We start from the raw sequence: 25,940 nt of genomic DNA on the forward strand, positions 1-25,940 counted from the left end.
TTTCGCCTATCTGCGGTGCAATGGGTACTACTGGCTAGAACGGTGTATCGGACGCATTTTTAACGGACGAAGTAGATCGTTGCGAATAGTGCGATCCAGACCACATCGACAAAGTGCCAGTAGTACGAAACAACGATGGCTGACGTCGCCTGAGCTGGGGTGAACTTGCCCAGTTTGGTACGAGCGATAAGAAGTACGAAGGCGATCAGGCCGCCGATGACGTGAAGTCCGTGGAAGCCTGTAGTCAGGTAAAACACTGTGCCGTAGGAATCGGAGGACAAAGTCATGCCCTCTGACACCAGATGGAAATATTCATACGCCTGACCGCCCACAAAGATGGCGCCCATTAACAGCGTAATGACGTACCAGAACCGGAGTTTGACTACGTCGCCGGCCTCTGCGGCGAAAACGCCGAGTTGGCACGTCACCGAGCTCAGAATGAGGATCACCGTGAATACCAGAGAGAGTTTCACGTTGAGCTCATGCATCGGCCACTCGCCTGGGGCAGTCGCGCGCGCGGTGAAATAAATACCGAACAGTCCGGCAAAGAACATCAGTTCGCTGGCGAGCCAGACCACTGTGCCCACGCTGACCATGTTCGGCCGGTTCAGCGTGTGGATGCGGGAGCTGATGTTGGGGGGCCCTGACGGGGTAGTCACAGTTGTCACCACTCGATTATGGACTCTCCTGGCGACTCTTGCGTCCCGGGGTACCCGTTCGGCGGGTCGCAACCGGTACAGATAACATCATGACTTGCTGCGATAAGCGGCATGAGCTGCCCGGATCCACTTGTCATGGCTAAAAGTGAGGCAATTTCCATGAGCATTCCCACAATTCTTGTCTACAGCCATCTGCGCGAGGTGCGCGAGGAAATCATGTTCGCGATCGGTCGGCGCCCCGCTGCTGACCTCGGCAAGGTGGACTTCTTGGAATGCTCATCGGTAGCCGAGGTACTGATGGCAGTGGATGGAAACAAGGCCGACATCGCGATTCTTGACGCCGAAGCGCAGCCAATGGGCGGGATGGGAATCAGCCGCCAGATCCACAACGAGGCTGCACACCCGCCCGTAGTGATTTTGGCCATTGCTAGGGCAGCGGACCGGTGGCTCGCCACATGGTCCAAGGCGGAGGAGGTTTTGGTGCACCCTCTGGATGCTGTGACGGCGGCCGAAACGGTTGCCAGAGTTTTGCGCCGACTCCCCGGCGTGGTAGCCCTCGGGGCAGGCCCTACGCGTTCTGCGCTCCCGGTTGCGGGAGCCGCCGCATCCGGAAAAACTGTATGACAGTGCCGACCTGGCCACATTTGTTACAGCAGTTGCTCGGCGGTGTCGATCTGTCATCGGCAGACACTGCTTGGGTAATGGACCGTGTGATGACGGGTGAGGCAACGCCCGCGCAAGTCGCGGGATTCGCGGTGGCTCTTCGCGCGAAGGGAGAATCCGCGGAGGAAGTTGCTGGTCTTGCCGACGGCATGCTCGCCCACGCCCTGCGTTTCGAGGTACCGCAGCGCACGGTAGACATCGTGGGAACCGGCGGCGACCAATCCAATTCGGTCAATATTTCAACGATGGCCGCTGTCGTGGTTGCCGCGGCCGGAGCCACGGTCGTCAAACATGGCAACCGATCGGCGTCCAGCACCACCGGATCTGCCGACGTGCTGGAGAACCTCGGCATCGCGTTGACCCTCTCGCCGCGAGGTGTGGCCGAATGCGTGCAGGAGGTCGGCATCGGATTTTGTTTTGCTGCTGCGTTCCATCCGTCGATGCGATACGCCGCAGCTCCCCGGCGGGAACTGGGCATCCCCACGTTTTTCAACATCCTGGGTCCTCTGACGAATCCGGCGCAGCCGCAGGCCTCGGCTATCGGGTGTGGCAACAGCCGTCTCGCGCCCGTGATGGCCGGCGTCTTTGCTAAACGAGGGTCGGACGCACTCGTGTTTCGTGGCAACGATGGTCTCGACGAGCTCACAACCACCACTACATCCGTGATCTGGTCAGTACTTGACGGCGCCGTCACTGAGTCTGTCTTTGATCCGCTAGCGCTGGAAATACCCCGAGCTCGACCAGGTGACCTCGTTGGATCCGATGTTGAGTTCAACGCCTCTGTTGCTCGAACCATCTTTGCTGGCAAATCCGGACCCGTGCGTGACGCTGTCGTATTGAACGCAGCAGCGGCACTGGCCGTGCACGCGGGCCTTTCCGGCAACTTGGAAGCAGATTTGCGGGCTGGTGCCGCAAGAGCTTGCGTCGCCCTCGACACAGGTGCCGCGCAGAAATTATTAGCAGACTGGGCCGCGGCGTCGCAACGCATCTTTGCCGTTGAAAGGCCCCGCTAGCGTCAATGCTGGCGGCCAAGAGCTAGGCGCCTTCGAGGCCGATGGAGAATGCGTCCTCTCCGTCGCGCTTGGCGAAGGATCGGAATGCGATATGTGTAACGGTTCGTTTGACGCCGGGGACCCGGCTAATGTGGCCGGGTACCAACTCTGCCAGTTCGGCATGATCGCGCAACTGACTGACCACAATGAGGTCGACATCCCCCGCGCATGAGTAGACCTGGTCAACGCCGGGCAGGTCTGCAATCCGTTGTGCTGCGTCGTTAATCGACTCCGCATCAACTTCGACCATCACAATTGCGGTGATCATGGCAATCTCCCTCTCAGCTCAGGTGTGCTCAGGTGTGCTGAGCACCATCGCTCTCGACGCGAATCCTACCCAGCATCGCTCTGGCCCACGTCGCGCAGGTCCTGCAGGTCTTGTAGACGCTGCCACCGTCCGGCTCCGAACAACGGCGACGACCACTCGTTGCTGATCTGTACCAATCGAGTACCTGTCTCTATCCATCGCAATATCGTCGAGGTTTCTTCGGCGCTCGCTGCTGGCAATGGGCCAGCTACCGGGATGACAGTTTCTGCAGCGGCGATCAGCATCTCGATCAGGGGCAAGGGGTCCACCCCTTGACGCGCCCTCGCCGCGGCCGCAAGTCTGCCGTGCCGGATCACCACCAGTTCCCAGCCGCCGTGGCCATCCGCGCGAGCCACCACCATCTCGGCCACTTCGGCGAAGGCGCCGATGCGCTGTCTACGGTGTAACGCCCCCACCAACGCCTTCAATCGATCACGATGCATCGCCGCCTCCGCGAAGCGTTCTTGACTGCTCAGGTTTTCCATTTTTGCGTAGAGCTTTTGCAAAACTAGTGGGTCACTGCCGTCTACGGTCGTGCGGAATAAGGCGCCGTGCCTCTCATAGGTTTCGACACTCTCCAGTCCAGCGCAGGGTGCTCCGCAGTGGCCGAGTTCGGCCAGCGCGCAGGGGGATCCGTCGGGATTGTTGCGTCGAATTCGAATCGTGCACCTGCGCAGTTTCAACACCGACGAGAGGCCGTCAAGGGCCTCCTGAGCTTGGCGGCGAGACCGGAAGGGGCCGAGGTAGCTCACTCCGGGTTTGCGAGCGGTGTTCACGATGCTCAGCCGCGGGTAGGCCTCTTGGGTCAGGGTTATCCAGACCACTTTGTTCGGTGTTTTTGATGCTCGATTGTAGGGAGGTCTGTGGGCTGCGATAAGACGCAGCTCGCGGATGTTGGCCTCGAGGGGGTGGGCACACACGACGTGGTCCACCCGAACCGCTAAGCCAACCATTTGCTTGATCCGCGCTCTCGATTCGGCCGCCGAGAAGTAGCTGCGGACGCGCCTTCGAAGGTCTGTTGCAGTCCCGACGTACAGCACCTGATCCTCTGGGCCGCGAAACAGGTAGACACCGGGTGCCTGCGGCAACCTGTCAGCAAGGTGGCGTTTGCGGCGGCGTGCTGGGCTCAAGTCCTTCACCACCTCGGTGAGTTCGGACAGGCTCTGGACGCCCAGCGGCCCCACCCGCTCTAGAAGAGCGTGTAGCACATCAACCGTCGCACGGGCATCTGTCAGCGCGCGGTGGTCGGGAGCAACCCGCGCACCGAGTAACGGGGCGAGTAGCCCGAGGCGGACACTGGGAGCCTCCTCGCGGGTGAGGACGCGACGTGCGAGCCGGACCGTGTCGACGATCGGTGGCGCTGGCCAGCGCATCTCATGTTTGATGCACGCAGCCTTGAGGAAGCCGACGTCAAAAGGGGCGTTGTGCGCCACCAGCACACACCCGCGGATGAACTCTAAAAAACCAGGCAGCACCTCATTAATCCGCGGTGCGTCAAACACCATCGAATCGGAAATGCCGGTCAACATGGTGATTTGAGGTGGGATGGATCTGCCAGGGTCCACCAGTGTGGCGAACTCACCGAGTAATTCGCCGCCGCGCACCTTGACGGCGCCGATTTCGGTGATCTCCTCGGTCTTCGAGGAACCGCCCGTGGTTTCGAGATCGACGACCACGAAAGTAACCTCACGGAGCGGGTCCTCTAACTCGTCAAAGGCGCGCTGCCCGCTGCTGCGTCCCGCGGAGACCGGCGGTGTCAAGAGAGTGCTCACGGTGCTCAAACTAGGTGGGAGCACCGACAGTGAGAAAAAGGATGCTGTAATGCCTCCTATGACGGATCTGCCCGTACTGAGTCTCAACTCACCTGTGCGCGACCTCCCGGAGGCAGTGACGCGGCGCGTCATAACGTGGGCTGCTGACTATGTAGGATCTGTTCCCGCAGCGCAGCTACCTGCTGCTTTGCAACGCGTATCGCGCTTTGCACCCAAAAAAAGAGCCCATGCTGGATCCGGCCTGATAGTCAGCGCGTTGGATCAGGATGCCGCCTTCCGCAGCGCCGTCGCGCAGTGGGTGCACTCCCACAGGGACAGCACTGGCGGGGACAGCACTGGCAGGGACAGCAAGCCGGACCCGGTCTACGAAGCAGCGGCCGCCTATTTGCTGAAATTGCCGGTCTGGGTTGATTGGGCATGGCAGGTGGTGGCTTTCGAGAACACCGCGCTCCGGGCAGAGATAGAGCAGTTGCGGGCCGAATCTGCCAAATTGAAAACCGATTCCGTCCATCGAGAGAAGCCGCTGAGCCAGGCATCGCCGAGCGAGGACCAGCTGGCAGAGCACCAAAAACTCCGCACACGATTGCGCGAGCAAGGCGTGGCGCTGAAATCGCTCCGGGATCAGGTGCACCACCTGCAGGAACAGAAAGCAAACTCAACTAACGGCCTACAGTCCGAGCTGACCTCGTCGCAACAACAGGTGTTCGCCCTGCAGGAAAAATTAAAAGCGGTCCAGTTACGGGCTGAGCGGTTGCAGGCACACTCCGATCAGCAGGCGGCGGTCCAGACCGCCGGACTCGGCGCAGCGCATCGACGTATCGAGCTTCTCTTGGACTCGATAGCCGAAGCTGCCACAGGCCTTCGTCGAGAGCTCAACATCAGTGCGGGCGGGCTAGATCCCGCGGACCACGTTGCTTCCGCTCTGCCAGTGACGCTTCGCCCCAGTGCTCGCACAGTGGACGCCTCGGTGCTCGCTAGTTGGCTCACGCTGCCGCAAGCGCATTTGATCGTTGACGGGTACAACGTGAGTAAAACCGGCTACCCAACGATGACCCTGGAAGGGCAGCGGGATCGAGTGGTGCGCGAACTTGCGGCCCTGGCCGCGCGGACCCGAGCCGAAATGACAGTGGTCTTCGACGGTGCGGCCGTCGTAGCTCCCCAGACACGGGGGAGGGGGGTGCGCGTGCTTTTTTCACCAGCCGGAGTCACAGCCGACGAGATAATCAGCAGACTGGTGGCCGCCGAGCCGCAAGGGCGTGTCGTAGTGGTGGCAACGGCGGACAAAGAAATACTCGGGGCTGTCAGCGCCAAGGGGGCCAGGACTTCGCCCCCACTGGCGCTGCTAGCGCTGATGGGGTCGCAGCCTCGATAATCTTTTCGTGGCCCTGCGAGTGGTGCGGGTCTTGAGCTGCAGCATCGAGTGCACCGTGATGTGACATCTATCACTATCAAGCTGTTTTGCCAGTTGGTGGTACCCGATCTGCGCCTGCGATATGAATCTGAGACCAAATCGTGTCCGGGGCTGGTGTCTTAGCGACTCGTGTCGTAACCTAATCGAGACTTGCGGTTTCCGCCTCCCGACCTAGGAGGCAGCGCAGGTCGCCGCCGAATTAACGTGTCGGGACGTTGAGCCGGGGAACCAATTGTTATCTGGGGTGAATCCCTATCTGAGGTTGCTGCGTCTTTGAGGCGTCGGTATCCCGAGGTGGGGTAGGGCTACTTCCTGGCCCGAATCCGTCAGCTAACTCGGTAGGCGGTCCGAGGATGAGAGGCACGCCAGTCTTGGCACAGCACGTTTACGCCCGGCTTCGCCGCGGCATCATTGTTGCTTCAACAATTGCGTTAGTGGTGGGCTTATCGCCGGCCATCGTGGCGTCGGCGGAGCCGGTCACACCCAGCACCCCCACTACTTCGGCAGATGCCAAGGAGTTGTGGATTGCCGCTGCCAATAAGGCCGCGGCGCTAAACGAGCAAGTCTTGCAAGCAGACGAAGATGTCTCTACGGCTGCTGCAAATATTGTGACCGCGGATACTGCCGTTGCCGCTGCGGGAGATGCGGTCACTGCCGCTGAAGCCGTGAGCGCCCAAGCCACCGTCAAGGTCGGCAGCTACACCGATCGGTTGAACACCTTCGCCAATGCGAGCTTCCGAGGCGCGCGCCTAAGCCAATTCTCATCCCTGCTCACAGCGGACTCGGCGGAATCTTTTCTGGATGAAGTTTCCTCGCTCGACCGGGTAGCTGGCAGTACATCCAAAATGCTCGCCGAAGCTGCAGCGGCCAAGAACGCGGCCGCGTCAGCGGCAACCGCAGTCGCGGCAAAGAAGGTAGAAGCCGAGGCTGCAAAGACCGCCGCGACCGCAGCAAGCGAAGCTGCAGTGAAGGCCCAAACCGATTTGGCGGCAAGCAAAGCAAGCCTCGATGCAGAGGCGGCCACGTACGAAACTCTGTACAACCAACTCACCGAAGCTGAGCGGCAAGCCGCGATCAAGGCAGAAGAAGAGCGGCTTGAGCGGGAGGCAGCAGCAGCTGCTGCCGCAGCAGCTCAGGCAGCGGCGGCGCAGGCAGCAGCAGCCTCTCGCGCAGCTCAGCAGGCGGCGGCTCAGGCTCCGGCGGCTCAGGCTCAGGCTCAGGTTGCGGTAGCGGGCGAGGCAGCCCAAGCGCTCGCGCCAGCTGAAGCCCCCGCCGTGAGCCAGTCCGCTCCGAATTCCGCTGCAGCTGCGGCGGTAGCAGCGGCGCTATCAAAGGTGGGCTCCCGATACATATTTGGGGCTGCCGGGCCCAGTAGCTTCGACTGCTCGGGACTCACGTCCTGGGCCTGGGCGCAGGCGGGGGTATCTATTCCCCGTACGAGCCGAGATCAGTCGGGCCTTCGATCGATTCCGATGGATCAACTGCAGCCAGGCGATCTGATCACGTATTACTCGCCTGTCTCCCACGTGGCGATGTACATCGGTGACGGGCAGATCGTCCAAGCCTCCACCGAGACCAAGCCGGTCTATGTGACTTCGATTGCCCGAGGTGGCCCCAATGCTTCAGGCCACCGCCCCGGGTGATCCAGATTTCTGGCTAGCTACACGCGAGTACAGCCGCGTTCGGTCGCCGTGCTTGCTGAATGTTGCTCTGCATCGATTCCACTTCTCAGGCCCTTCGTGCAGTTCTGGCGAAGGGCCTGAGTCGATTTAGCGATGTTTTCAGGGGTTGGACTGCGTCGATACGATGAGCAGGTGCGACGAACCCTGCTGATCACCAATGATTTTCCACCGCGGGCGGGGGGCATCCAGTCGTACGTGCATTCGTTGGCGGAACATCTGCCACCATCAGAACTGGTGGTGTACGCCCCTGCGTGGGAGGGGGCTGAGGCTTTTGATGCAGATCAAGACTTCGAGGTGGTGCGTCATTCCACCAGCCTCATGGTGCCGTCGCCCACCGTCGCGCGCCGCGCCCGCGAACTAATTCATACGCGCCGAATAAGCGCGCTGTGGTACGGAGCTGCTGCACCCCTGGCATTGCTCACGCCCTCCCTGCGTACTCACGGGATCGTCCGGGCGGTTGCCAGTACCCACGGCCACGAGGTGGGCTGGTCCATGCTTCCGGGCTCGCGTCAGGCGTTACGCAGAATTGGCGCCACGAATGATGTCATCACCTACATCAGCCGGTATTCCAGGCGTCGAATCTCTGCAGCTTTGGGAGCCGGCGCCGCACTTGAGTACCTCCCGGCTGGCGTCGATACCTCACTGTTCGCCCCGGACCCGTTGGCGCGAGCGGAGATCCGTCGGCGGTATGGGTTCGGCGATAAGCCGGTCGTCGCCTGTATTTCGCGATTGGTCTCTCGCAAAGGGCAGGACTCACTGATCCGCGCAATGCCAATGATTCTGGATCTAGTGCCAGATGCGCAGCTGCTGATCGTCGGCGATGGGCCCTACCGAAGCTATCTTGAGGCCTTGGTCGAGGCTAGCCCCGCTGCCGCAAATATCACCCTGACTGGATCCGTCCCCTGGCGCGACATTCCCCGCCACCACGCCGCCGCTGACGTTTTTGCGATGCCCTGCCGCACGCGCGGGGGTGGATTGGACGTCGAAGGGTTGGGCATTGTGTTCCTCGAGGCCTCCGCGTCTGGGGTACCGGTGATCGCAGGCGATTCCGGCGGCGCACCCGAGGCGGTGCTACCCGGTGTTACAGGCGAGGTCGTCTCCGGCACTGATGTGGCGGCACTGGCGCATGAGTTGGTGAAACTGTTGCGAGACAAGCCTTCTGCGGATGCAATGGGAATCGCAGGACGAGGTTGGGTGGGCCAGAGGTGGAACTGGGAGCGGTCGGCACATCGACTCGCGGATCTCCTGTCGCGATAAGTGTCATTTTGTCGCTGTTGCACCGTCTCGTGTCCATCCCGTAACCTCATTGAGATATTCGGTTTCAAGTCCCGTCACCAGGGACGCCGAGTATCTCTGCCGAATTGACGTGTCGGGACGTCAAGCCGGGGAACCATGTTTTCTGGGGTGAATTCCCTTGGTCCAGTCGCGTCCGCACGGGCGCTCGCTGCGCCAAGGGGTAGGGCTACTTCCGGCCCGAATCCGTCAGCTAACTCGGTAGGCAGTAGAAGAGGGAAGAAAGGTAACGCCAGCGTTGGCGCCGTACAGCATTTTGAGAAACTCTCACCTCCCCTCTTCACGCTCTCCCAGAGCACGAAAGTCGTTGCGTGTCGTGGCGCTGGTGCTAACACTGACGACGCTCACGTTTGGCGCCACCATGCCTGCCTCCGCTGAACCAGCGGCCCCGGTCCCGACGTCGCCAACTGCCGTCTCTCCCACGGGATCGACCTTGGCGCCAGCAGCCCCGGCTACCGCGGAAGAGGCGAAGACCGCCTGGATTGCCGCAGCTCAGGCGGCGGAGCAGTTGAATCAGGCTGTCCTGACTGCACAAGAGACGGTGAAGTCCTCCGAAGCCGCCGTAGGTCTGGCCCACAATCGGATTGCTCCTGCGCAGGCCGCCGTAGCCCAAGCCGACGCCACGGTAAGAACTGCAGCAGCGGAAGTTTCGGTGTATCAGGCCAAGCTTGACGCGTTCGCGAGCGCTAGCCTGCGTGGGGCCAGGATGAGCCAGATCTCCTCCCTGCTGACGGCAAACTCGCCGGAAGAATATTTGGACGAAGTGACCGCCTTGAATCGCGTTGCTAGCGATGCAAAGACGACGATGGCCAAAGCGGCAGTCGCCAAGATCGAGGCGCAAGCGGCGAAAACTGCAGCGGACTCTGCGCGCGATGCTGCAACGGTGGCCGTCGCAGACGCCCAAGCTGCCAAAGATGCGGCAGTGACAGCAGCGGCCGACCTGGCGGCTCAGCAGGTCGCGATGTCGGAGCAAGTAAAAACATTCGAGAAGCTCTATAGCTCTCTGACATTGCAAGAACGCGTTGCCGCCGTTTCGGCCGCTGAAAACGCGATCAACCTCTCCACCGACTCTGCCCAACGACAGCGGTCGCAAGCGGCAGCGCGAGCGGCGGCCGGGATCAGTGATGACACCGACCAAACGACGACCCTGAATACGCTGGCAACGGAATTAGCGCCCGATACGGCTGCGGCGGTAGCAGTAGCGGCAGCCCTCACGAGGCAAGGCATGCCCTATGTCTGGGCCGCTGTGGGCCCCGACAGTTTCGATTGTTCTGGGCTGATGCTCTGGGCGTGGCAACAAGCTGGGATTACCATCCCGCGCACCAGCGCAGAGCAATATCGGCTGCCCGAGGTGCCGCTGTCCGAACTGAAGCCAGGTGACCTCATCACGTACTACTCGCCGGTGACCCACGTGGGCATGTACGTGGGTATGGGTTTGGTGTTGCACGCGTCGATGCCTGGTGTCCCGATCAAGGTGGTCGACTTGTACCGGGCGGGCCCCAACCCGACCGGGCACCGCGTTCCGCGGTAGCAACCGGGCGTTCAGCGGTAGCAACCAGGCGTTCAGCTCCGGCCGCGGAGCAGATGTAGCTTCCTCGAACATCTCCAGCGGTGGCGGAGGGCACTTTTTGCGGTAACTTTCCCGACGCGGGCGAAGGATACGCTGGAAGATGTGCGTATTCACGTGGTGGCCGATGTCCATGGCAACTATGAAGCTCTTGCGCGGGCGGCTGAGGGCGCAGACCAACTCATCGTTTTGGGCGACCTCATCGATTACGTCGACTATCACGACCCGGGTGCTGGCATTCTCGGTGCTGTATTCGGCGCAGATCGGGTGAAGCCCTTCGTGGAAATGCGTACCGTCGGTAACTTTCGTGGACTACACGCCTATCACCAGTCGCTCTGGGCGACGGTTGACGATCCCGCTGCCGTCATCGAAGGCATCGTGGCAGATCGCTACCAGCAAGTGGTTGCGCTGATTCCGGAAAACACTCTGCTCACGCTGGGAAATGTTGACGTTGAACATATCTGGGCGGCGGTAGCGCCACCTGCATTACGGTATCTGGACGCCGAGGTTCGCACGCTCGGTGGCGTGCGCTTCGGCTTTGTTGCGGGAGGATCTGGCCGACCGGGATCTGTGGTCGGACCGGCCCGCGGACCCTGGAAACCTTTCGTCCGAGACGCGCGGGATTACCAGGCTGCCGTTGACTCGCTGTTCCAGGCAGACAAGGTCGACGTTCTGTGTACGCATATTCCTTTGCGGCTCGCCGGAATGCGGTATGACCGTATTCCGGGACGGCTGGAGATGTATGGCCCGGGCCTTCTCGAAGCGATCGATGTACACCAACCGCGACTGGCACTGTCTGGTCACGTTCATCAGCCCCTGACTCAGCGGGTCCGGAGGGGACACACCGAATGCGTCAACGTGGGCCACTTTCAGCGCGCGGCCAAGCCGTATGTGTTGCAGCTATGACACGGTAACCTTCGGTACATGGCTGACTCCTCGTCGCAAACTCTGACCATCAAGGCACCTGCGAAGGTGATCATGGACGTGATTGCTGACTTCGCCGCCTACCCGGCATGGACCGGCGCGGTGAAGCAGGTGGAGATCACGAAGACTGGGAGGGCTGGCCGCGCTGACCAAGTGAAGTTCGTGATGGACGCGGGCATGATCAAAGACACCTACGAGCTGCGCTACGACTGGGCGGCAGACGGAACATCGGTTACCTGGGATCTGGTCTCAGGATCGCTGCAAAAGGCCCAGCACGGCTCCTATGTGTTAGTGGAGACGGGGGGCGAAACCTCTGTGACGTATACGCTTTCGGTCGAATTGACCATTCCGATGATCGGGTTGCTTCGCCGCAAAGCGGAGAAGGTCATTTTGGACACCGCGTTGAAGGAGCTGCGTAAACGGGTCGAAAACGCGTGAGCTATCCGCAGGTCCGCACGGCACTTTTTACCGGCAAAGGTGGCGTCGGTAAGACGACGCTGGCAGCCGCTGCAGCAGTGAGGTACTCCTGCGACGGTTTTCGCACGCTGATTATTTCAACCGATCTCGCGCATTCCCTCGGCGATGTTTTGGGGATGAGACTGGGCGCCGAACCACAACAGATACCTGAAATTGCTAGCGGGTCGCTGTACGCTACCGAGGTCGATACTCAGCGCCGCTTCGAGGATGCCTGGGCAGGAATTCGGGACTATCTGGTCTCGGTGCTGGCAGCGGGTGGTCTGTCTGAAGTCGCCGCCGAAGAATTGGTTGCCTTGCCCGGTGCTGCGGAAATTATCGCGTTGCTAGAAGTCGAAAAGCATGCACGTAGCGGTGACTTCGACGTCATCGTGGTGGATTGTGCGCCCACGGGAGAGACACTCGCCCTTCTCGCCCTTCCAGAAACGTTGGCGTTCTACTCCGAGCGGTTGTTCAGTGCGCCACAGCGGTTGCTCCGCTCGTTGGCGGCAGGATTCGCAGGGCGCGGCAACGCGAGGAACCTCACTTCCGGGGAGCAGGTTCGGGACGCACTGGGAGAGGTGTTGCGCCGACTCGCTGAAGCTCGCCTCGTGCTGACCCAGCCGCGAAGCGGAGTTGTCCTGGTGTCCACCGCCGAACGCGTAGTGATCGCGGAGTCGCGGCGCGCCTTGACAGCGCTTTCGTTGCAAGGGTTTCGGGTGTCTTCGGTGGTGCTCAACCGGTTGGTGCCGGCGGCGGCTGATGGAGAATGGGCTGCACGAATGTTGCAAATCCAGGAGAGCCGGGTCGAAGAGGCTGGGCAGTCATTTTCGCATTTAGCGATGTTCCGCGCCGATCTCAGGGCGCACGAACCCGTTGGCGTCCCAGCTTTGGTGGAGTTGGCCGCTTCGACGTTTGCAGGGGTGGATCCACTGGGGGAATCCACCGAAGTGGCACCAACTCACGAGTTCGAGGTTGCAGGTGTTGGCGGCGTTTACACCTTGACGGTGAATGTGCCGCTAGCCGATCGGGGAGCCATTGGGTTGCTGCGGTCCGGCGACGACATTGTGGTGTCCGTCGGCAGCCACAAGCGACGGATTGCACTGCCGTCGCTGCTTCAACGTTGCAAGACCACCAGGGCTACGGTGAATCAGGGGCAATTGACCATCGAATTCGTGCCCGACCCAGATCGCTGGCCAGCCGCGCTGAAAGCAAGTCTGTGAACTCGAACGGGAGGAATGAGCGGCCACAAAACTCGCTCCTGGTAGAGGCCGGCCTTGTGCTTCAGATCATCGCCGAAAAGCTTGAACCCGTGCTGCTAGCGGCGCAGGAGCGGGTCCAGCAGGCAGCTGCGCCATCCGGCCACGCTGCCGAACAGACACATCAGGCAGGCTGCACGTCGTGCCCGGTCTGCGCACTGCTGACCTACGCCAAATCCGACAATGGCGAATTACATCAACACCTGACGCAGGGAGCGTTGCTGATCGTGAACTCGTTGCTTTCGATCCTCACGCCGGCGGGGGGAGCGGAGGAAGCTGGCAGCGACCGTGCCCAGCCCGAATCCACCCCATCGGCCTCGCCGGCCACAGCGGTGCAGCGCGTTGACATCCAGTGATCCGGCCCGTCGGGCCACCAGCACCATAGGCATCGATATCGGCGGCACCACGATGAAAGCCGGGGTCGTCAGTGCGGGAGGTGTGGTGCTGGCAGCGCGTAGCGTTCCCACGCCGCACACCCCCGAGGCCTCCGATGACGCACTCGTGGCTTTGGTGACTTCGCTGCGCGCTGAACACGAGGTGTGCGGAGTGGGGTTGGCTGTTGCTGGGCTCATCTGCGCCGATCGGACCACAGTGATGTTTGCACCGCACCTGGCGTGGCGAGACAGCGCAGTGCCGGACCGCTTGCGCTCAAAGATCGGCCTACCGGTCGTCATGGATCACGATGTCAACGCCGCTGCGTGGGCGGAGTACAGCGCGGGCGCTGCTCGCGGCGCGAAAGTCGCGCTACTGATCGCGCTGGGCACGGGGATTGGTGCGGGGCTAGTAATCGACGGATCCCTTTTTAGAGGCAGCTACGGGGCAGCGCCCGAGCTTGGGCATGTGCGGGTCGTCCCTGACGGAAGGGAATGTCCCTGCGGCAAACGCGGATGTTGGGAGCGTTATTGCTCGGGAACAGCTTTGGCCGCTACCGCTATCGAGCTGGCGACGGCAATCACACCCGGGCGCACCTGGGGGAGTCGAACGCGTCAACTGGCCCCCGACTCGGCACCCGTGACGGGGGCCTCGGTCGGACACGCCGCGCGCGCGGGCGATGAGGTGGCGCTCGCAGCCGTTGCTGACCTCGCACTGTGGCTGGGCCGTGGCCTCAGCCTGGCCATCGATGTCTTCGACCCCGACACGATCGTTATCGGTGGTGGCGTGAGCAAAATCGCCGATTTGTTCTTGCCGGCCGCGATTGCGCTGGCCTTCGGGCCGGACGGGATGACGGGTGCGGGACATCGGCCTGTGCCGTCCGTGGTTGCCGCTCATTTTGCTGACAGTGCTGGAGTTGTCGGCGCGGCGTTACTCGCCCGCTGCGAACAGGAATAGCGGGAGGCTGTACCGGTAGCTGGCTAGAGAACTGCGCCGTTGTCTGAGTCGTCGGGTGGTCCGGTGCGCATATTGGCTACCAACCAGCCGAGTCCACCCATGATCATCAGTAAACCCACGACCATGGTGAGGTCCTGCGCGATGACCAACAACGTGGGAAAGGCCAGCAGCGCGATGCCTGCCACGATCAGGAGCAGCGATGAGATGGTGGCGCGTCGCAGTGTGGGTAGTGGTGGCGGCTTGGGTGGCACAAAATGGTCGTCGTCGGAGTTGTATTCAGCTTCGAGCTCGGCCTTCTCCGCGGTGTATTGGGCGAGTTCGGCGGCTCGTTCTGCTCGGCGACGATCGCGTTGTTCCGCGCGCTTGCGTACCGCTTCGGCTTCTGCCCGCGCCGACTCGTTCGCCACGCGCTCAGCTTCGAGTGCCTCTGTGAGGTTGAGGTCGCCCGATTCCCAGTTCATCTCGTTGGCAAATGATGACGTGATGGCGGCAAACATTGCGTCGATGTCAGCCCGGTCGTCGCCAGATCCTTCGCCGGGTGCGGGGGGCACAGCAGCAGTCACCGCGGGCCTCCCGTGATTGTTCCGATAAATAGTGTGGCCTGCTCAAAAATCAGCTCGGCGTCGTTGTCCAGAGTAGCGACGTGGAGGGAATTTTCCAGCACGACCTGGGTGAGGTCGACGCAGCTAAGTCCGTTCAGGACGGTATCGGAGTCCAGTGGCTCCACCACGTGCTCCACCGTGGGGAGCGATTGGAGGACCGGCATCGTCACTTCTGGCCGGTCCCTGCGCACATCAACCCATGCTCGGTGCAGTGAATCAAAGGCCCGCATCGGTGCTCTGCCCTAGCCCGTCTCGATGACGGCCAGCTGTGTGATGATCGAGGCAGGCAAACCTCTCATCGCAGGTGGTGCGGTTGGCGGTTTGCCAGGTGCCGCCGTGCCCGGCTGACGACGGCGCGCGCATGGTGCAGCTGGCGTCAATCAGGTGATGAGACCAAGGCCGTTCAGCGTCCCCCTTTCGGGCTCAAGGGGTGAAGCGATCTCGTCGATCGTGACACGTCGCGTGTTCACCCACGGGCGAGGGCGGTACTGTGACTACGGCCACGACCTCCAGGCAAAGGAGCTGCACCGGTGTTCTATTGGTTAGCCAAGTACGTTCTTGTCGGGCCTTTCCTCAGGCTCTTTTTTCCGACGAAAATTACTGGTACCGCGCACATTCCGGAGACTGGCGGTGCGATTTTGGTCGCCAACCACGTTGCGGTCGCAGATTCCTTCTTCCTCCCGCTGCATATCAAGCGCAGACTTTCCTTCCTGGCCAAGGCCGAGTACTTCACCGAGAAGGGGATCAAGGGCCGAATGAAAAAGGCCTTCTTCAGTGGCATGGGGCAGATTCCGGTTGACCGCACGGGTGCCAACGCCGCCCAGGACGCTCTGAATACGGGGGTCCGGTTATTGACCAAGGGCCACCTGCTCGGGATCTACCCCGAGGGCACGAGATCGCCGGACGGACGTCTCTACAAGGGCAAGACCGGTGTGGCCCGAATGGCGCTCGAAGCCGGCGTTGTCGTCATTCCCGTTGCCACATTCAACACCGAGAAAGTCAATCCGATCGGCTCCAAAATGTGGCGCCCAGCTCGAGTCCGAATTGAAATCGGCCGTCCGCTGGATTTCTCCCGCTACGAAGGCATGGCGGGGGACCGGTTCGTGGAGCGATCGATGACGGACGAGATCATGTATCGGCTGATGGAAATGACGGGCCAGGAGTACGTCGACGTGTACGCCGCGAAGGTGAAGGCAGATTTGGACAAAGCCGCAGCAGCGGCCATTGCCGCCGAGGGCAAGGGACCGGGAACGGTGACCCGGTTGCCACCGGCCAAGGCCAGCTGATGGTCGCGATCCCGCCACAGGGACCGATTACGCGATATTTCTACGACACCGAATTTATCGAAGACGGGTCCACCATTGATTTAATTTCGATCGGGGTGGTCTGTGAGGACGGCCGCGAGTACTACGCGATATCTAGTGAGTTCAACCCGGACCGCGCAGTGCCCTGGGTTCGCCGCAACGTACTGGATAAATTGCCTGGACCGGCCGACAAGGCTTGGCGTAGCCGCAGAACCATCCGGGACGAGCTCGCCGAATTCTTCGCCGCCGGCGTTGGCGCCCCCGATCTGTGGGCCTGGTACGCGGCCTATGACCACGTGGTTCTGGCCCAGCTGTGGGGCGCGATGCCGGCGCTGCCGCGGAATATCCCGCGGTTCACCAAGGAGCTTCGCCAGCTATGGGAGGACGCCGGATATCCGACGATCCCCGACGCTGGACCCGAGGCACATAACGCACTTGCGGACGCCCGTGTGGGGTTTGCTCGGTGGCAGGCGATCACCGCCGTTTACCGCTCGGAGTCCTCGGGCGCATAGTCTGGTCGGCGTGAACTGGACAGTCGACATCCCGGCCGAAATACTGCCGACCTTGCCCCCGCTACCCCTAGACCTGCGCACCCGGCTTGATGCTGCGCTAGCCTTGCCAGCCCAGCAACAGCCGCACTGGGAAAACCCGGAACAGGTGCACGCGGTGCGCGCAATGCTGGAGGCGGTGCCACCGGTGACAGTGCCTGCGGAGATCGACCGGCTGCAGCGCAAGCTTGCCGATGTTGCGGGCGGGAAGGCGTTCCTGTTGCAGGGCGGCGATTGCGCCGAAACGTTCGCGGACAACACCGAGCCGCACATCAAAGCCAACATCCAAACCCTGCTACAGATGGCGGTGGTGTTGACATACGGTGCGTCGATGCCGGTGGTGAAGGTCGCCCGCATTGCCGGGCAGTATGCGAAACCGCGTTCCTCGGAACTGGACTCGTTGGGCCTTCCGTCCTACCGCGGCGACATCATCAACTCGTTGTCTACGAAGCCGCAGGATCGTCTGCACGATCCGTCAAGAATGATTCGGGCCTACGCCAACTCCTCAGCCGCGATGAACCTCGTACGGGCACTCACCGGCGCAGGGATGGGTGATCTTGCCACCGTGCACGAGTGGAACCAGGATTTCGTCCTGACCTCCCGCGCGGGGGAGCGCTACGAGCGGGTGGCCGCGGAGATCGACCGAGCGATGCGTTTCATGTCAGCGTGCGGTGTCGAATCCCACTCACTGCACGAAGTTGAGATTTTCGCCTCCCATGAGGCGCTGCTTTTGGACTACGAACGCGCGATGTTGCGGTTGGTGAATACCACCCAGGGACCGCGGCTCTACGACCTGTCCAGCCATTTCTTGTGGATCGGTGAGCGGACCCGCCAACTCGACGGCGCACACATTGCCTTTGCCGAGCTGTTAGCAAACCCCATCGGCCTGAAAATCGGCCCCGGCACCACCCCGGAGCAGGCGGTGGAGTACGTCCTGCGCTTGGATCCCCGCAACGAGCCTGGTCGATTGACGCTGATCTCGCGGATGGGCAATGGGAATGTGCGCAGCGTGCTACCGGCAATCGTGAAAGCCGTGGAGGCCACGGGTCACAAGGTGATCTGGCAGTGCGATCCTATGCACGGCAACACCCACGAGGCCTCAACGGGTTACAAGACACGGCATTTCGACCGAATCGTTGACGAGGTTCAGGGATTCTTCGAGGTGCACGGCGACCTCGGCACGCACCCGGGCGGCATCCACGTCGAACTCACGGGCGAGGATGTCACCGAATGCCTGGGCGGCGCTCAGCAGATCTCCGATCAAGATCTTGCTGGACGCTACGAAACCGCCTGCGATCCGCGGCTCAACACTCAGCAATCGTTGGAACTGGCGTTCCTCGTCTCGGAGATGCTGCGAAGTTAAGCCCCCGCTGTCAAACCCCCGCTGTCAAAATGCTCCACCTAAGGAACAGTGGAGATGGAGACGGTGGAACCCGGGGGTACCCGGGTTCCACCGGAGGGCTCTTGATTGCGCACATTGTCGCCGAAACCCCAAAATGACGACGTCAGCACCCGGACGCCGAGATTATCGAGGCGCTTGGCCGATTCATCAAGATTCTTACCGGTGACATCAGGGAGCGTGATGGCATTGGAGAACACCACTGTCACGTTGGGGGTAGCCGGATTAACCAGTGTGTCGGTGGCTGGCGAGCTGGAGATCGCAAGGCCACCGTCAACATTGGCATCGAATGTGGCTGTGCCCACGGTGAGTTTTAGTCCAAGGCCGGCGAGAAGGGCTTCGACTTGATCCGCTGTTTTATTGGCCAGATCCGGCACCTTGATGGCATTGGACACCACCAGGGAGATCGGTGTGCCCTTGGGCACCGTGGCAGCGAAAGCGGGGACAGTCGCCAAAACGACGCCCGCCGGTTGCCCCGCGTCAAACCGCTTGATGGGGTCGCCAATGCTGAAACCTGCTACCTTCAGGGCATTTTCGGCGTCCTGCACCCCTTTGTGAAAGACCTGGGGGACGATAGCCGGCTGTGGCCCTTTGGAAATCAGCACCGTCACCGTGCTGCCAATGTCGACGCTGCTGCCGGCGGCCGGTTCGGTGGCGACAACCTGTCCGGCTGCTACCGCGTCATCGAAGGCGCCGCGTGACTCATCGACGAGAGCCACGAGTGCTGCGGCCTTGATCGCCGCCGTCGCATCGGCGGGGCTGCTCCCTGGTTCGACCGAGGGCACCTTCGGTTTGCCGCTCGACACGGTGATAACTATCTGAGAGCCGCGCAACTGTCGATCACCGACGGGTGGGTCTACAGACACCACACGCCCCGCGGCTACAGAGTTGTTGTACGCCGATGTCACGCTTACCACGAGGTTTGCGTCAGCGGCCTGCTGTTGCGCGGTGTCCTGGCTGGCGCCTACCAGGGCCGGGACAGCGGTCCAGCGGCCCGACCCGAGCCACCATCCGCCAGCTGCGGCGCCGAGGCCGAGGAGGACCACGATGATGACGACGATGATCATCCGTCGTCGGCGCCGCTTTCGACCGGGAGAGCGCGCGGGCGGGAGTGGAACCATCTCTGTGACGGGTTCGGAGCGAACTTGTGCGACATGCGCTTCCGCGGCGATATCGGTAGCAGTGCGCACCGTCGCGGTGGGACGGACGGCCCGGGTTGCCGAAGGCCCTGTAGAACGGATGGGCCTCGTGCCGGACCGGGTGGGCCCGTGGGCACTGGGTCGAGCAACAGGCACTGCGGGAACAGGTACCGGTACCCGGCGAAGGCTCAGCGCCGTGCGAATATCAATCAGTTCGGCAAGGAAGGCGCCCGCGTCGGCCGGGCGGTCCGCTGAGTCCCTGCTGGTGGCATCAAGGAGCAAATCATCCAGTGCCGCCGGAACTCCGGGTGCCTGTTCGGAAACCGCGGGTATGTCTGAGTGAACGTGTTGGTAGGCAACACTAATCGCGTTATCTCCGGAGTACGGCGGGTTGCCGGTTAGCATTTCGTAGGCCAAGACTCCGGCGGCGTAGACATCCGACCTCGCGTCGGCGTATCCGGTGGAGACCTGTTCCGGGGAGAGATAGGCGACGGTGCCGAGAATGACGTCGCCTGTCATCATGGTCGCCGACGAGATCGCTCGAACCAAGCCGAAGTCGGCTACTTTCACCTCTCCCTTGCTGGAGATCAACACGTTTTCGGGCTTGACGTCCCGGTGAATAAGACCCGACTCGTGGGCCGCCGACAAGGCCGACAACACCGGCTCCAAAATGGAGAGCGCCACGGGCACCGACAACGCGCCCTGCTGCTTCAGGAGATCTCGCAGAGTGCCGCCATCCACCAGCTCCATGACCAGGAAAACCACGTCGCCGTCGCGGCCGTGGTCATAGACCGACACCACGCCGGGGTGGCCCAGGCCGGCAGCGGATCGCGCTTCCCGTTCGAATCGGGCCAGGAAAGTGTGATCGGCGGCGAATTCTGATTTCATGATCTTGATCGCCACAGGGCGGCCAAGCCTTTGATCCACACCTCGATAGACGGTGGACATACCGCCGCGCGCGACTAAGGAACCGACCCGGTACCGGCCATCCAGTACGGTGCCGGCGAGCCCAGAAGCGCCTTGCCTGTCCACAACAGATGATCCTATTTCAGTCGATGCTCAGACGAAGGCTTGTGGGGTGAAATGGCATTGCGGCGCGTCGAGTGGCACCCTTGTGACGTGCCAACAACTCCCACTTTTGTCCCGGTTCCGGATATCGCCGAGGCCCTGGACGTTCTGGTGACTAAAGTCCACCAGTTGATCAACGAGCGCCAACTCCTCGCCGTGCGCAAGGACGGTGTGCTGCGGGTTCCCGCGGAATTCGTCACCGACGGGGAGATCACCAAGCATCTTCCCTCGGTGATCACGCTGCTGACCGACGCCGGCTACACCGATGAGGAAATACTGGACTGGCTCTACGAGTCGGATGATTCGCTGCCGGGCACGCCGATGGATGCGCTGGTAGAAAATAGAGGCACCGAAATCAAACGCAGAGCGCAGGCCAGCGGCTTTTAGTTAAAACGTTCGGGTGGTCGCTGCTGCCGCGAGCAGGGTGAGCGCCGTCGCCGCTGCCCTGTCCACCGACGGATCGGCCAGCGCGGCGACGCCGGAGGTGTGGAGCTCCGCGATGCAGGACTCGATCTGTTGAACGGCGGTAGTGCCCGCGATGATCGAGGTGAGGCGTCCTACTCGTTGCGCGTCGGCTACGGCGCCGATTCCGGCGTCGAGTTCGGCTAACTCCGGCATCCCTTCCAGGTCGGCTCGGGCCCGCGCAAGCAGCAGCGTGCGTTTGCCTTCGACGAGGTCGTCCCCCGCGGGTTTGCCCGTGATGGAGGGCTCCCCGAAGACGCCGAGCTGGTCGTCCCTGAGCTGAAACGCGATCCCAATATCCTCGCCGTAACTGCGCAGCGCGGCGATGACGGCTTCCGAGCCGCCGGCAAGTGTGGCCCCGAGGTGCAGTGGCCGCTCTACCGTGTAGGCCGCCGTTTTGTAGCGGTTCACCGCCATAGCGTCGGCGGCTTGAAGCGCGGGGTCGCTGTGATTTGCTGCCGCTGTGGCGACATCGAGCATTTGCCCGGCGAGGACTTCGGTGCGCATCGCGCGCCAGACGGGCATTGCTTCCTTGGCTCGGCCCAGCGCCAGCGCCGCTTCGGTGAACATGTCGTCGGCCCACGCGAGTGCCAGGTCTCCCAGCAAGAGCGCAAGTGAGGTACCGAAGTGGTCGCCATCGCCAGATAGGCCTTGTCCCGCATGGCCTTTCGTCACCGCTCGATGTGTGCTGGGCTCCCCTCTCCTGGTCTCGGACCTGTCGATGATGTCGTCGTGCATCAACGCGCAGGTTTGGATTAACTCCAATGACGCGGCGGCCCGCAGCAAAGCCGGCTGCAGTTCTTCCGAGTCGGGCCTTACCGCGCGCCAGCCCCAGATCAAAAATTGCGGTCGCAGTCGCTTCCCGCCCTGCAGGGTGAAGGTGATCAGGTGGTCAACCAGCTCGCCAAGGCGTGGGTCGATGTTGCTCACGTCAGCTCTGCGGCTGGCCAGTTCCGCAGCTAAAAGCGTGGTCACCGAGCGTGGAACGTCAAGGATGTTGGCAGGACTGTGCACCGCTTCACAGTAGGCTCTCCTGCTATGGAGACTGTCATCGACCGACTGTCCGCCGGTGGTGCCCAGTTCTCAGTCGAGTTCTTTCCTCCCAAGGACGATGCGGGGGAAATTCAACTGTGGCGAACAATTCGCGAGCTCGAGCCCCTTCGCCCCGCTTTCGTCTCGGTGACCTACGGTGCAGGCGGTTCCAGCCGCGATCGCACCATCCGCATTACGGGCCGGATTGCCACCGAAACCACCCTCGTCCCGATTGCGCACCTCACCGCGGTGAACCACACCGTCGCTGAGCTGCGCCACGTCATTGGGTCCTACGCCTCCGTGGGGGTGCGCAACATCCTTGCCCTTCGTGGAGATATGCCCGGGGATGTGACAGCCAAGTACCAAGCCGCCGAGGGTGGGCTGAAATACGCATCGGATTTGGTGCGCCTGGCCAAGTCGCTCGGAGATTTCACCGTGGGAGTTGCGGCGTTTCCCGAGATGCACCCCGAATCGGTGGATCAAGAATCCGATATGCGGTACCTGGTCGAAAAGCTCAACGCGGGCGCCGACTTCGCCACCACCCAAATGCTCTTTTCGGCGACCGATTACCTGCGGCTCCGGGATCGCCTTCGCGCCGCGGGAGTCAACAAGCCGTTGGTCCCAGGCATCATGCCCATCGCTTCCTGGAAGGGCATCGCCCGCCAGGCATTGATGGCTGGACAACAGGTGCCGCAGGCCGTCATCGACCGATTCTCGCCCATTGCCGACGATCCAGAGGCCACCAGGGCCGAAGGCGTTCAATTCGCCATCGAGATGTGCCGGCAACTGCTGGCTGAAGGCGTCCCAACGTTGCACTTTTACACCATGAACAAATCCCGAGCCACCCTGGAAATCTTGGAAGCGCTCGGTATCACCCGGGCGCGTTCCTTCGCCGCTGCAACGCCTTAGACCCGACAAGGAGCCCTGACGCCGTGACGATGGAATCGCTCGAGCAGGTTCTGGGTATCAGCGCGGTCGTTCTCCTTCTAGCCCTGCTTGCTATCAGGTTTGCGCGCAAAATCGGCATGCCATCACTGCTGTTGTACCTGGGCATCGGTGTTCTTCTTGGCAATGCGGGGTTCGGCATCGAATTTGGAACCACCCAACAAAACACCCTGCTGACCGAACAAATAGGCTTTGGCGCCCTGGTGTTCATCCTGGCCGAAGGCGGCCTGTCCACGCGGTGGAGTCGCGTGCGACCGGCCCTCGGCCTGGGTATCGCACTTTCCACGGTGTCAGTGGTGGTGTCGGTGGCGGTGGTAGGCGTTGGGGTGCACGTGCTGATGGGCTTCGATTGGCGTACCTCGTTTCTCTGGGGCGCGGTGCTCTCGTCCACTGACGCTGCCGCAGTTTTTTCCGTGCTCCGCGGAGTCGGCGTGAAGCGCAGACTTGCGGCAGCATTGGAACTTGAATCTGGTTTCAACGACGCCCCAGTCGTTATCGCTGTTTTGCTATTGGCTTCAAACACCGCGATTTCCTGGACGGCACCGTTTTTAGTGCTGTACGAACTGCTCGCTGGCGCCGCGATTGGTGCCGTGCTGGGTTACGTGGGGGCTTGGTGGTTGCGACGGGGCGCACTGCCCAGTGCTGGGCTCTACCCCCTCGCGACGGTGGCGCTGATCTGTGGGTCCTACGCGGTCGGCCAGTTCGCACACTCGTCGGGCTTCATGGCCACTTACGTCACGGCTCTGTGGCTCGGCAACGCCCAGCTGCCGCACCGGGTTTCCACCGCGTCCTTTGCCGAGGCGCTGGGATGGATTGCCCAAATTGGGCTCTTCGTCATGCTGGGTCTGTACGTCGACCCCACCCGACTTCCGGCGGCTCTGGGGATCGGTGTTGTCCTAGGGCTCTTTGTGCTGTTGGTAGCCAGACCGTTGTCCGTCATCGCTGCGGCCACCCCGTTCCGAGTGCCCTGGCGGGAGCAGGCGATGCTTTCCTGGTCAGGGTTGCGGGGAGCGGTACCCATCGTGCTGGCGATGATCCCGCTCTTCCTGCGTGGCGGGCGGGACGAGAACTCTCGCCTTCTCATCGACGTCGTCATCATTATCGTCATCATCTACACCCTCATCCAGGGAACCAGCCTGCCCTGGGTAGCGCGAAAGCTGGGGGCAGTGGACGCGTCCGAACCCACCGAGGTCGAGGTCGACGCCGCGCCGCTGGAGGAGATGAAGGCCCAACTCCTGCAGATCAAGATCCCGGAAGGGTCCAGGCTGCACGGCGTCTACGTCAACGAGCTTCGACTGCCCAAGCAAGCGACGGTGTCCCTGGTGCTGCGCGCCGGGGTCTCGATCCCCGTAACCAACGACACCAGGCTCCAGAGCGGTGATCAGATGCTGGTGGTGGTGCCCGAAAAGGTGCTGGGTATCACCGAGCGCAGGCTTCGCGCGGTAGGGCGCGGGGGAGCGTTGGCCTCGTGGTTCGGCGAGGACGGCAGGCGCACGGATACATGAGCGGATAAACGAATGGCCGAATGAGTGGGACACTGAGGAGGTGACGGAACAGATCCCAATAAGGCCGGAAATTTCGAGCGAGCGGCCAGTGCCATCGCGCAAATTAGCGTTGCTTGCGGGCCTCACCCTGGCGATAGTAGTGGCGGACCTGATCACCAAGCTGATCGCGGTGGCAACCCTGAGCGAAACCACCCCGGCTGCTGACCAACCACGCATCCTCGGCGGCGCAGTGTACTTCTCTCTCATTCGGAATCCGGGAGCCGCCTTCTCGCTGGCGACGGGGATGACGTGGGTGTTGTCCACCATCATGCTGGCCGTGATCATCGGAATCATTTACATGGCCCCTCGTTTGCGATCCACCGCGTGGACCGTTTCACTCGGCCTGATCCTCGGCGGCGCTATCGGGAACTTTGGCGATCGCGTGTTCCGCTCTCCTGGGTTTTTTCAGGGCCACGTGGTCGACTTTGTATCGGTCTTTGGCCCTAACGCCGAACACTTCCCGATCTTCAACGTTGCCGACTCCGGCATCACCATCGGTGGCATCCTGCTTGTCCTCACCGCACTGAGCGGCGTCGACTACGACGGGACCCGCTCCAAGGACAAGAAACGCCAGCAGAAAGAGGCAACACCCAGTGAGTGAACTCCGGTCCCTACCGGTTCCTGATGGACTGGCCGGAGAACGGGTGGATGCGGGCTTAGCGCGTCTGCTCGGAATGAGCAGGACTGCCGTAGCCGCCATTATTGACGGCGGCGGCGTGCAGATCGACGGCGCAGTGGTACCTCGATCGGAGCGGCTCCTGCCGGGGAGCTGGCTGGAGATCACGCTGCCGGAACTCGAGCGGCGTCCCCCAGTGGTGGTTGCTGATGTCACCGGGTTGGGGCTTTTGTACGAGGACGAGGACATCGTCGTCGTGGACAAACCCGTAGGCGTGGCGGCGCATTCAAGTCCAGGGTGGGACGGACCAACCGTGACCGGCGTGCTCGCTGCCCGCGGTGTGGCCGTCGCGAGGGTCGGCGCGCAGGAGCGGCAAGGCATTGTGCACCGGCTCGATGTTGGCACTACGGGCGCGATGGTGGTGGCTAAAAGCCACCGGGCCTACACCGCGCTGAAGACCGCGTTCAAGGAGCGCACGGTGGAAAAGATCTACCATGCCATCGCGCAGGGGCACCCCGACCCGTCATCGGGCACGATCGACGCCCCTATTGGCCGGCACCCCAAGTCGGATTGGAAATTCGCTGTAGTGGCGGAAGGGCGTGACTCGATCACGCACTACGACACCCTCGAAATGTTCCCGGCGGCGACGTTGGTCGAGGTCCGGTTGGAGACCGGCCGTACCCATCAAATTCGGGTGCATTTCTCGGCTCTCCATCACGTTCTGGTCGGCGACATCACCTATGGCGCCGACCCGAAGCTGGCAGCTACCGTGGGCTTGAAAAGGCAGTGGCTGCATGCACACTCGCTGGCGTTTAAGCATCCTGGAACGGGAGAACACGTCCAGTTCTCCAGCCCGTATCCGCAGGACCTGAATGATGCGCTGACCATTCTTCGCAACAGCTGAGCTGCC

The 25,940-nt window shown here is 62.1% G+C and carries 26 protein-coding genes and 2 riboswitches; of the genes, 19 read left to right on the forward strand and 7 right to left on the reverse strand.

Going from position 1 to position 25,940, the window contains the following annotated elements; all coding sequences use genetic code 11:
• Positions 1-59: 59 nt before the first annotated feature.
• Positions 60-659: an aa3-type cytochrome oxidase subunit III gene (gene ctaE / locus EH165_RS06090; protein ID WP_422392137.1), complete on the reverse strand. Its 600-nt coding sequence runs from the start codon at positions 657-659 to the stop codon at positions 60-62.
• A 159-nt stretch (positions 660-818) separates the two neighbouring features.
• Between ctaE and EH165_RS06095 the strand changes: the two genes are divergently transcribed.
• Both EH165_RS06095 and trpD read left to right on the forward strand, forming a co-directional pair.
• Complete coding sequence (locus EH165_RS06095; protein ID WP_206426134.1) at positions 819-1,283, forward strand: response regulator; 465 nt, start codon at positions 819-821, stop codon at positions 1,281-1,283.
• Complete coding sequence (gene trpD / locus EH165_RS06100) at positions 1,280-2,335, forward strand: anthranilate phosphoribosyltransferase (protein ID WP_124798510.1); 1,056 nt, start codon at positions 1,280-1,282, stop codon at positions 2,333-2,335. Before EH165_RS06095 ends, trpD begins: the two co-directional genes overlap by 4 nt.
• Before the next feature lie 22 nt (positions 2,336-2,357).
• On the opposite strand, the gene EH165_RS06105 is transcribed toward trpD, so the two are convergent.
• Together EH165_RS06105 and EH165_RS06110 are read right to left on the reverse strand one after the other, a co-directional pair.
• The gene (locus EH165_RS06105) at positions 2,358-2,642 is read right to left on the reverse strand and encodes an Lrp/AsnC family transcriptional regulator (protein ID WP_124798512.1); all 285 of its coding nucleotides are present in this window, start codon (positions 2,640-2,642) and stop codon (positions 2,358-2,360) included.
• Positions 2,643-2,707: 65 nt separating this feature from the next.
• Entirely contained in the window at positions 2,708-4,453 is a 1,746-nt protein-coding gene (locus EH165_RS06110; protein ID WP_239020733.1) for a DEDD exonuclease domain-containing protein, read from the reverse strand.
• 49 nt (positions 4,454-4,502) lie between these two features.
• On the opposite strand from EH165_RS06110, the gene EH165_RS06115 reads away from it, so the two are divergent.
• From EH165_RS06115 to EH165_RS06155, 9 genes are all read left to right on the forward strand, one after another.
• Positions 4,503-5,825, forward strand: a complete 1,323-nt coding sequence (locus EH165_RS06115) for an NYN domain-containing protein (protein WP_124798515.1) — start codon at positions 4,503-4,505, stop codon at positions 5,823-5,825.
• A gap of 221 nt (positions 5,826-6,046) precedes the next feature.
• A riboswitch (cyclic di-AMP (ydaO/yuaA leader) is annotated at positions 6,047-6,224 on the forward strand.
• Positions 6,218-7,507 carry a C40 family peptidase gene (locus EH165_RS06120; protein WP_124798517.1) on the forward strand — a complete coding sequence of 430 codons (1,290 nt, stop codon included), beginning with the start codon at positions 6,218-6,220 and terminating at the stop codon, positions 7,505-7,507. Its footprint overlaps the riboswitch before it by 7 nt.
• A gap of 171 nt (positions 7,508-7,678) precedes the next feature.
• Positions 7,679-8,803, forward strand: a complete 1,125-nt coding sequence (locus EH165_RS06125; RefSeq protein ID WP_124798519.1) for a glycosyltransferase family 4 protein — start codon at positions 7,679-7,681, stop codon at positions 8,801-8,803.
• A gap of 87 nt (positions 8,804-8,890) precedes the next feature.
• Positions 8,891-9,063, forward strand: a riboswitch (cyclic di-AMP (ydaO/yuaA leader).
• A gap of 101 nt (positions 9,064-9,164) precedes the next feature.
• Positions 9,165-10,370, forward strand: coding sequence for a C40 family peptidase (locus EH165_RS06130; protein ID WP_124798521.1), 1,206 nt, complete (start codon positions 9,165-9,167; stop codon positions 10,368-10,370).
• A 141-nt stretch (positions 10,371-10,511) separates the two neighbouring features.
• Positions 10,512-11,312, forward strand: coding sequence for a metallophosphoesterase family protein (locus tag EH165_RS06135; protein WP_124798523.1), 801 nt, complete (start codon positions 10,512-10,514; stop codon positions 11,310-11,312).
• 18 nt (positions 11,313-11,330) lie between these two features.
• Positions 11,331-11,768: an SRPBCC family protein gene (locus EH165_RS06140; RefSeq protein WP_124798525.1), complete on the forward strand. Its 438-nt coding sequence runs from the start codon at positions 11,331-11,333 to the stop codon at positions 11,766-11,768.
• Positions 11,765-13,006, forward strand: coding sequence for an ArsA family ATPase (locus EH165_RS06145; RefSeq protein ID WP_124798527.1), 1,242 nt, complete (start codon positions 11,765-11,767; stop codon positions 13,004-13,006). Before EH165_RS06140 ends, EH165_RS06145 begins: the two co-directional genes overlap by 4 nt.
• Positions 13,003-13,398 carry a hypothetical protein gene (locus EH165_RS06150; RefSeq protein WP_124798528.1) on the forward strand — a complete coding sequence of 132 codons (396 nt, stop codon included), beginning with the start codon at positions 13,003-13,005 and terminating at the stop codon, positions 13,396-13,398. Before EH165_RS06145 ends, EH165_RS06150 begins: the two co-directional genes overlap by 4 nt.
• A 31-nt stretch (positions 13,399-13,429) precedes the next feature.
• Positions 13,430-14,371: an ROK family protein gene (locus EH165_RS06155; protein WP_124800343.1), complete on the forward strand. Its 942-nt coding sequence runs from the start codon at positions 13,430-13,432 to the stop codon at positions 14,369-14,371.
• A 23-nt stretch (positions 14,372-14,394) separates the two neighbouring features.
• Here EH165_RS06155 and EH165_RS06160 read toward each other — a convergent pair whose 3' ends face one another.
• A complete protein-coding gene (locus EH165_RS06160) occupies positions 14,395-14,934 on the reverse strand; it encodes a DUF308 domain-containing protein (protein WP_124798530.1) in 540 nt (179 codons plus the stop codon).
• Positions 14,931-15,143 (reverse strand): hypothetical protein, encoded by a 213-nt coding sequence (locus EH165_RS06165; RefSeq protein ID WP_124798532.1) that lies wholly within the window; start codon positions 15,141-15,143, stop codon positions 14,931-14,933. The genes EH165_RS06160 and EH165_RS06165 overlap by 4 nt, the downstream gene beginning before the upstream one ends.
• Before the next feature lie 360 nt (positions 15,144-15,503).
• Between EH165_RS06165 and EH165_RS06170 the strand changes: the two genes are divergently transcribed.
• From EH165_RS06170 to EH165_RS06180, 3 genes are read left to right on the forward strand one after another with little or no spacing between them, the layout of a single operon-like run.
• Positions 15,504-16,259, forward strand: coding sequence for a lysophospholipid acyltransferase family protein (locus EH165_RS06170; RefSeq protein WP_124798534.1), 756 nt, complete (start codon positions 15,504-15,506; stop codon positions 16,257-16,259).
• Positions 16,259-16,789, forward strand: coding sequence for a polyadenylate-specific 3'-exoribonuclease AS (locus EH165_RS06175; RefSeq protein WP_124798535.1), 531 nt, complete (start codon positions 16,259-16,261; stop codon positions 16,787-16,789). The genes EH165_RS06170 and EH165_RS06175 overlap by 1 nt, the downstream gene beginning before the upstream one ends.
• 10 nt (positions 16,790-16,799) lie before the next feature.
• Positions 16,800-18,188, forward strand: coding sequence for a class II 3-deoxy-7-phosphoheptulonate synthase (locus EH165_RS06180; protein ID WP_124798537.1), 1,389 nt, complete (start codon positions 16,800-16,802; stop codon positions 18,186-18,188).
• A gap of 38 nt (positions 18,189-18,226) precedes the next feature.
• On the opposite strand, the gene pknB is transcribed toward EH165_RS06180, so the two are convergent.
• The gene (gene pknB / locus EH165_RS06185) at positions 18,227-20,395 is read right to left on the reverse strand and encodes a Stk1 family PASTA domain-containing Ser/Thr kinase (RefSeq protein WP_124798539.1); all 2,169 of its coding nucleotides are present in this window, start codon (positions 20,393-20,395) and stop codon (positions 18,227-18,229) included.
• Positions 20,396-20,446: 51 nt separating this feature from the next.
• Here pknB and EH165_RS06190 point away from each other — a divergent pair, with 51 nt between their 5' ends.
• Positions 20,447-20,818 carry an Rv2175c family DNA-binding protein gene (locus EH165_RS06190; protein ID WP_124798540.1) on the forward strand — a complete coding sequence of 124 codons (372 nt, stop codon included), beginning with the start codon at positions 20,447-20,449 and terminating at the stop codon, positions 20,816-20,818.
• Here the strand turns inward: EH165_RS06190 and EH165_RS06195 are convergent, their stop codons facing one another.
• Positions 20,819-21,907 (reverse strand): polyprenyl synthetase family protein, encoded by a 1,089-nt coding sequence (locus EH165_RS06195; protein WP_124798542.1) that lies wholly within the window; start codon positions 21,905-21,907, stop codon positions 20,819-20,821.
• A gap of 24 nt (positions 21,908-21,931) precedes the next feature.
• On the opposite strand from EH165_RS06195, the gene metF reads away from it, so the two are divergent.
• Genes metF through EH165_RS06215 form a run of 4 tightly spaced genes read left to right on the forward strand, consistent with a single transcriptional unit; the run spans position 21,932 to position 25,934 of the window.
• Positions 21,932-22,834: a methylenetetrahydrofolate reductase [NAD(P)H] gene (gene metF / locus EH165_RS06200; protein WP_124798543.1), complete on the forward strand. Its 903-nt coding sequence runs from the start codon at positions 21,932-21,934 to the stop codon at positions 22,832-22,834.
• 29 nt (positions 22,835-22,863) lie between these two features.
• Complete coding sequence (locus EH165_RS06205; protein WP_124800344.1) at positions 22,864-24,375, forward strand: potassium/proton antiporter; 1,512 nt, start codon at positions 22,864-22,866, stop codon at positions 24,373-24,375.
• 40 nt (positions 24,376-24,415) lie between these two features.
• Positions 24,416-25,015, forward strand: coding sequence for a signal peptidase II (gene lspA / locus EH165_RS06210; protein ID WP_239020736.1), 600 nt, complete (start codon positions 24,416-24,418; stop codon positions 25,013-25,015).
• Positions 25,008-25,934, forward strand: a complete 927-nt coding sequence (locus EH165_RS06215; protein WP_124798545.1) for an RluA family pseudouridine synthase — start codon at positions 25,008-25,010, stop codon at positions 25,932-25,934. The genes lspA and EH165_RS06215 overlap by 8 nt, the downstream gene beginning before the upstream one ends.
• Positions 25,935-25,940: the final 6 nt, after the last annotated feature.

This window comes from Nakamurella antarctica, assembly GCF_003860405.1.
Taxonomy (GTDB): domain Bacteria; phylum Actinomycetota; class Actinomycetes; order Mycobacteriales; family Nakamurellaceae; genus Nakamurella; species Nakamurella antarctica.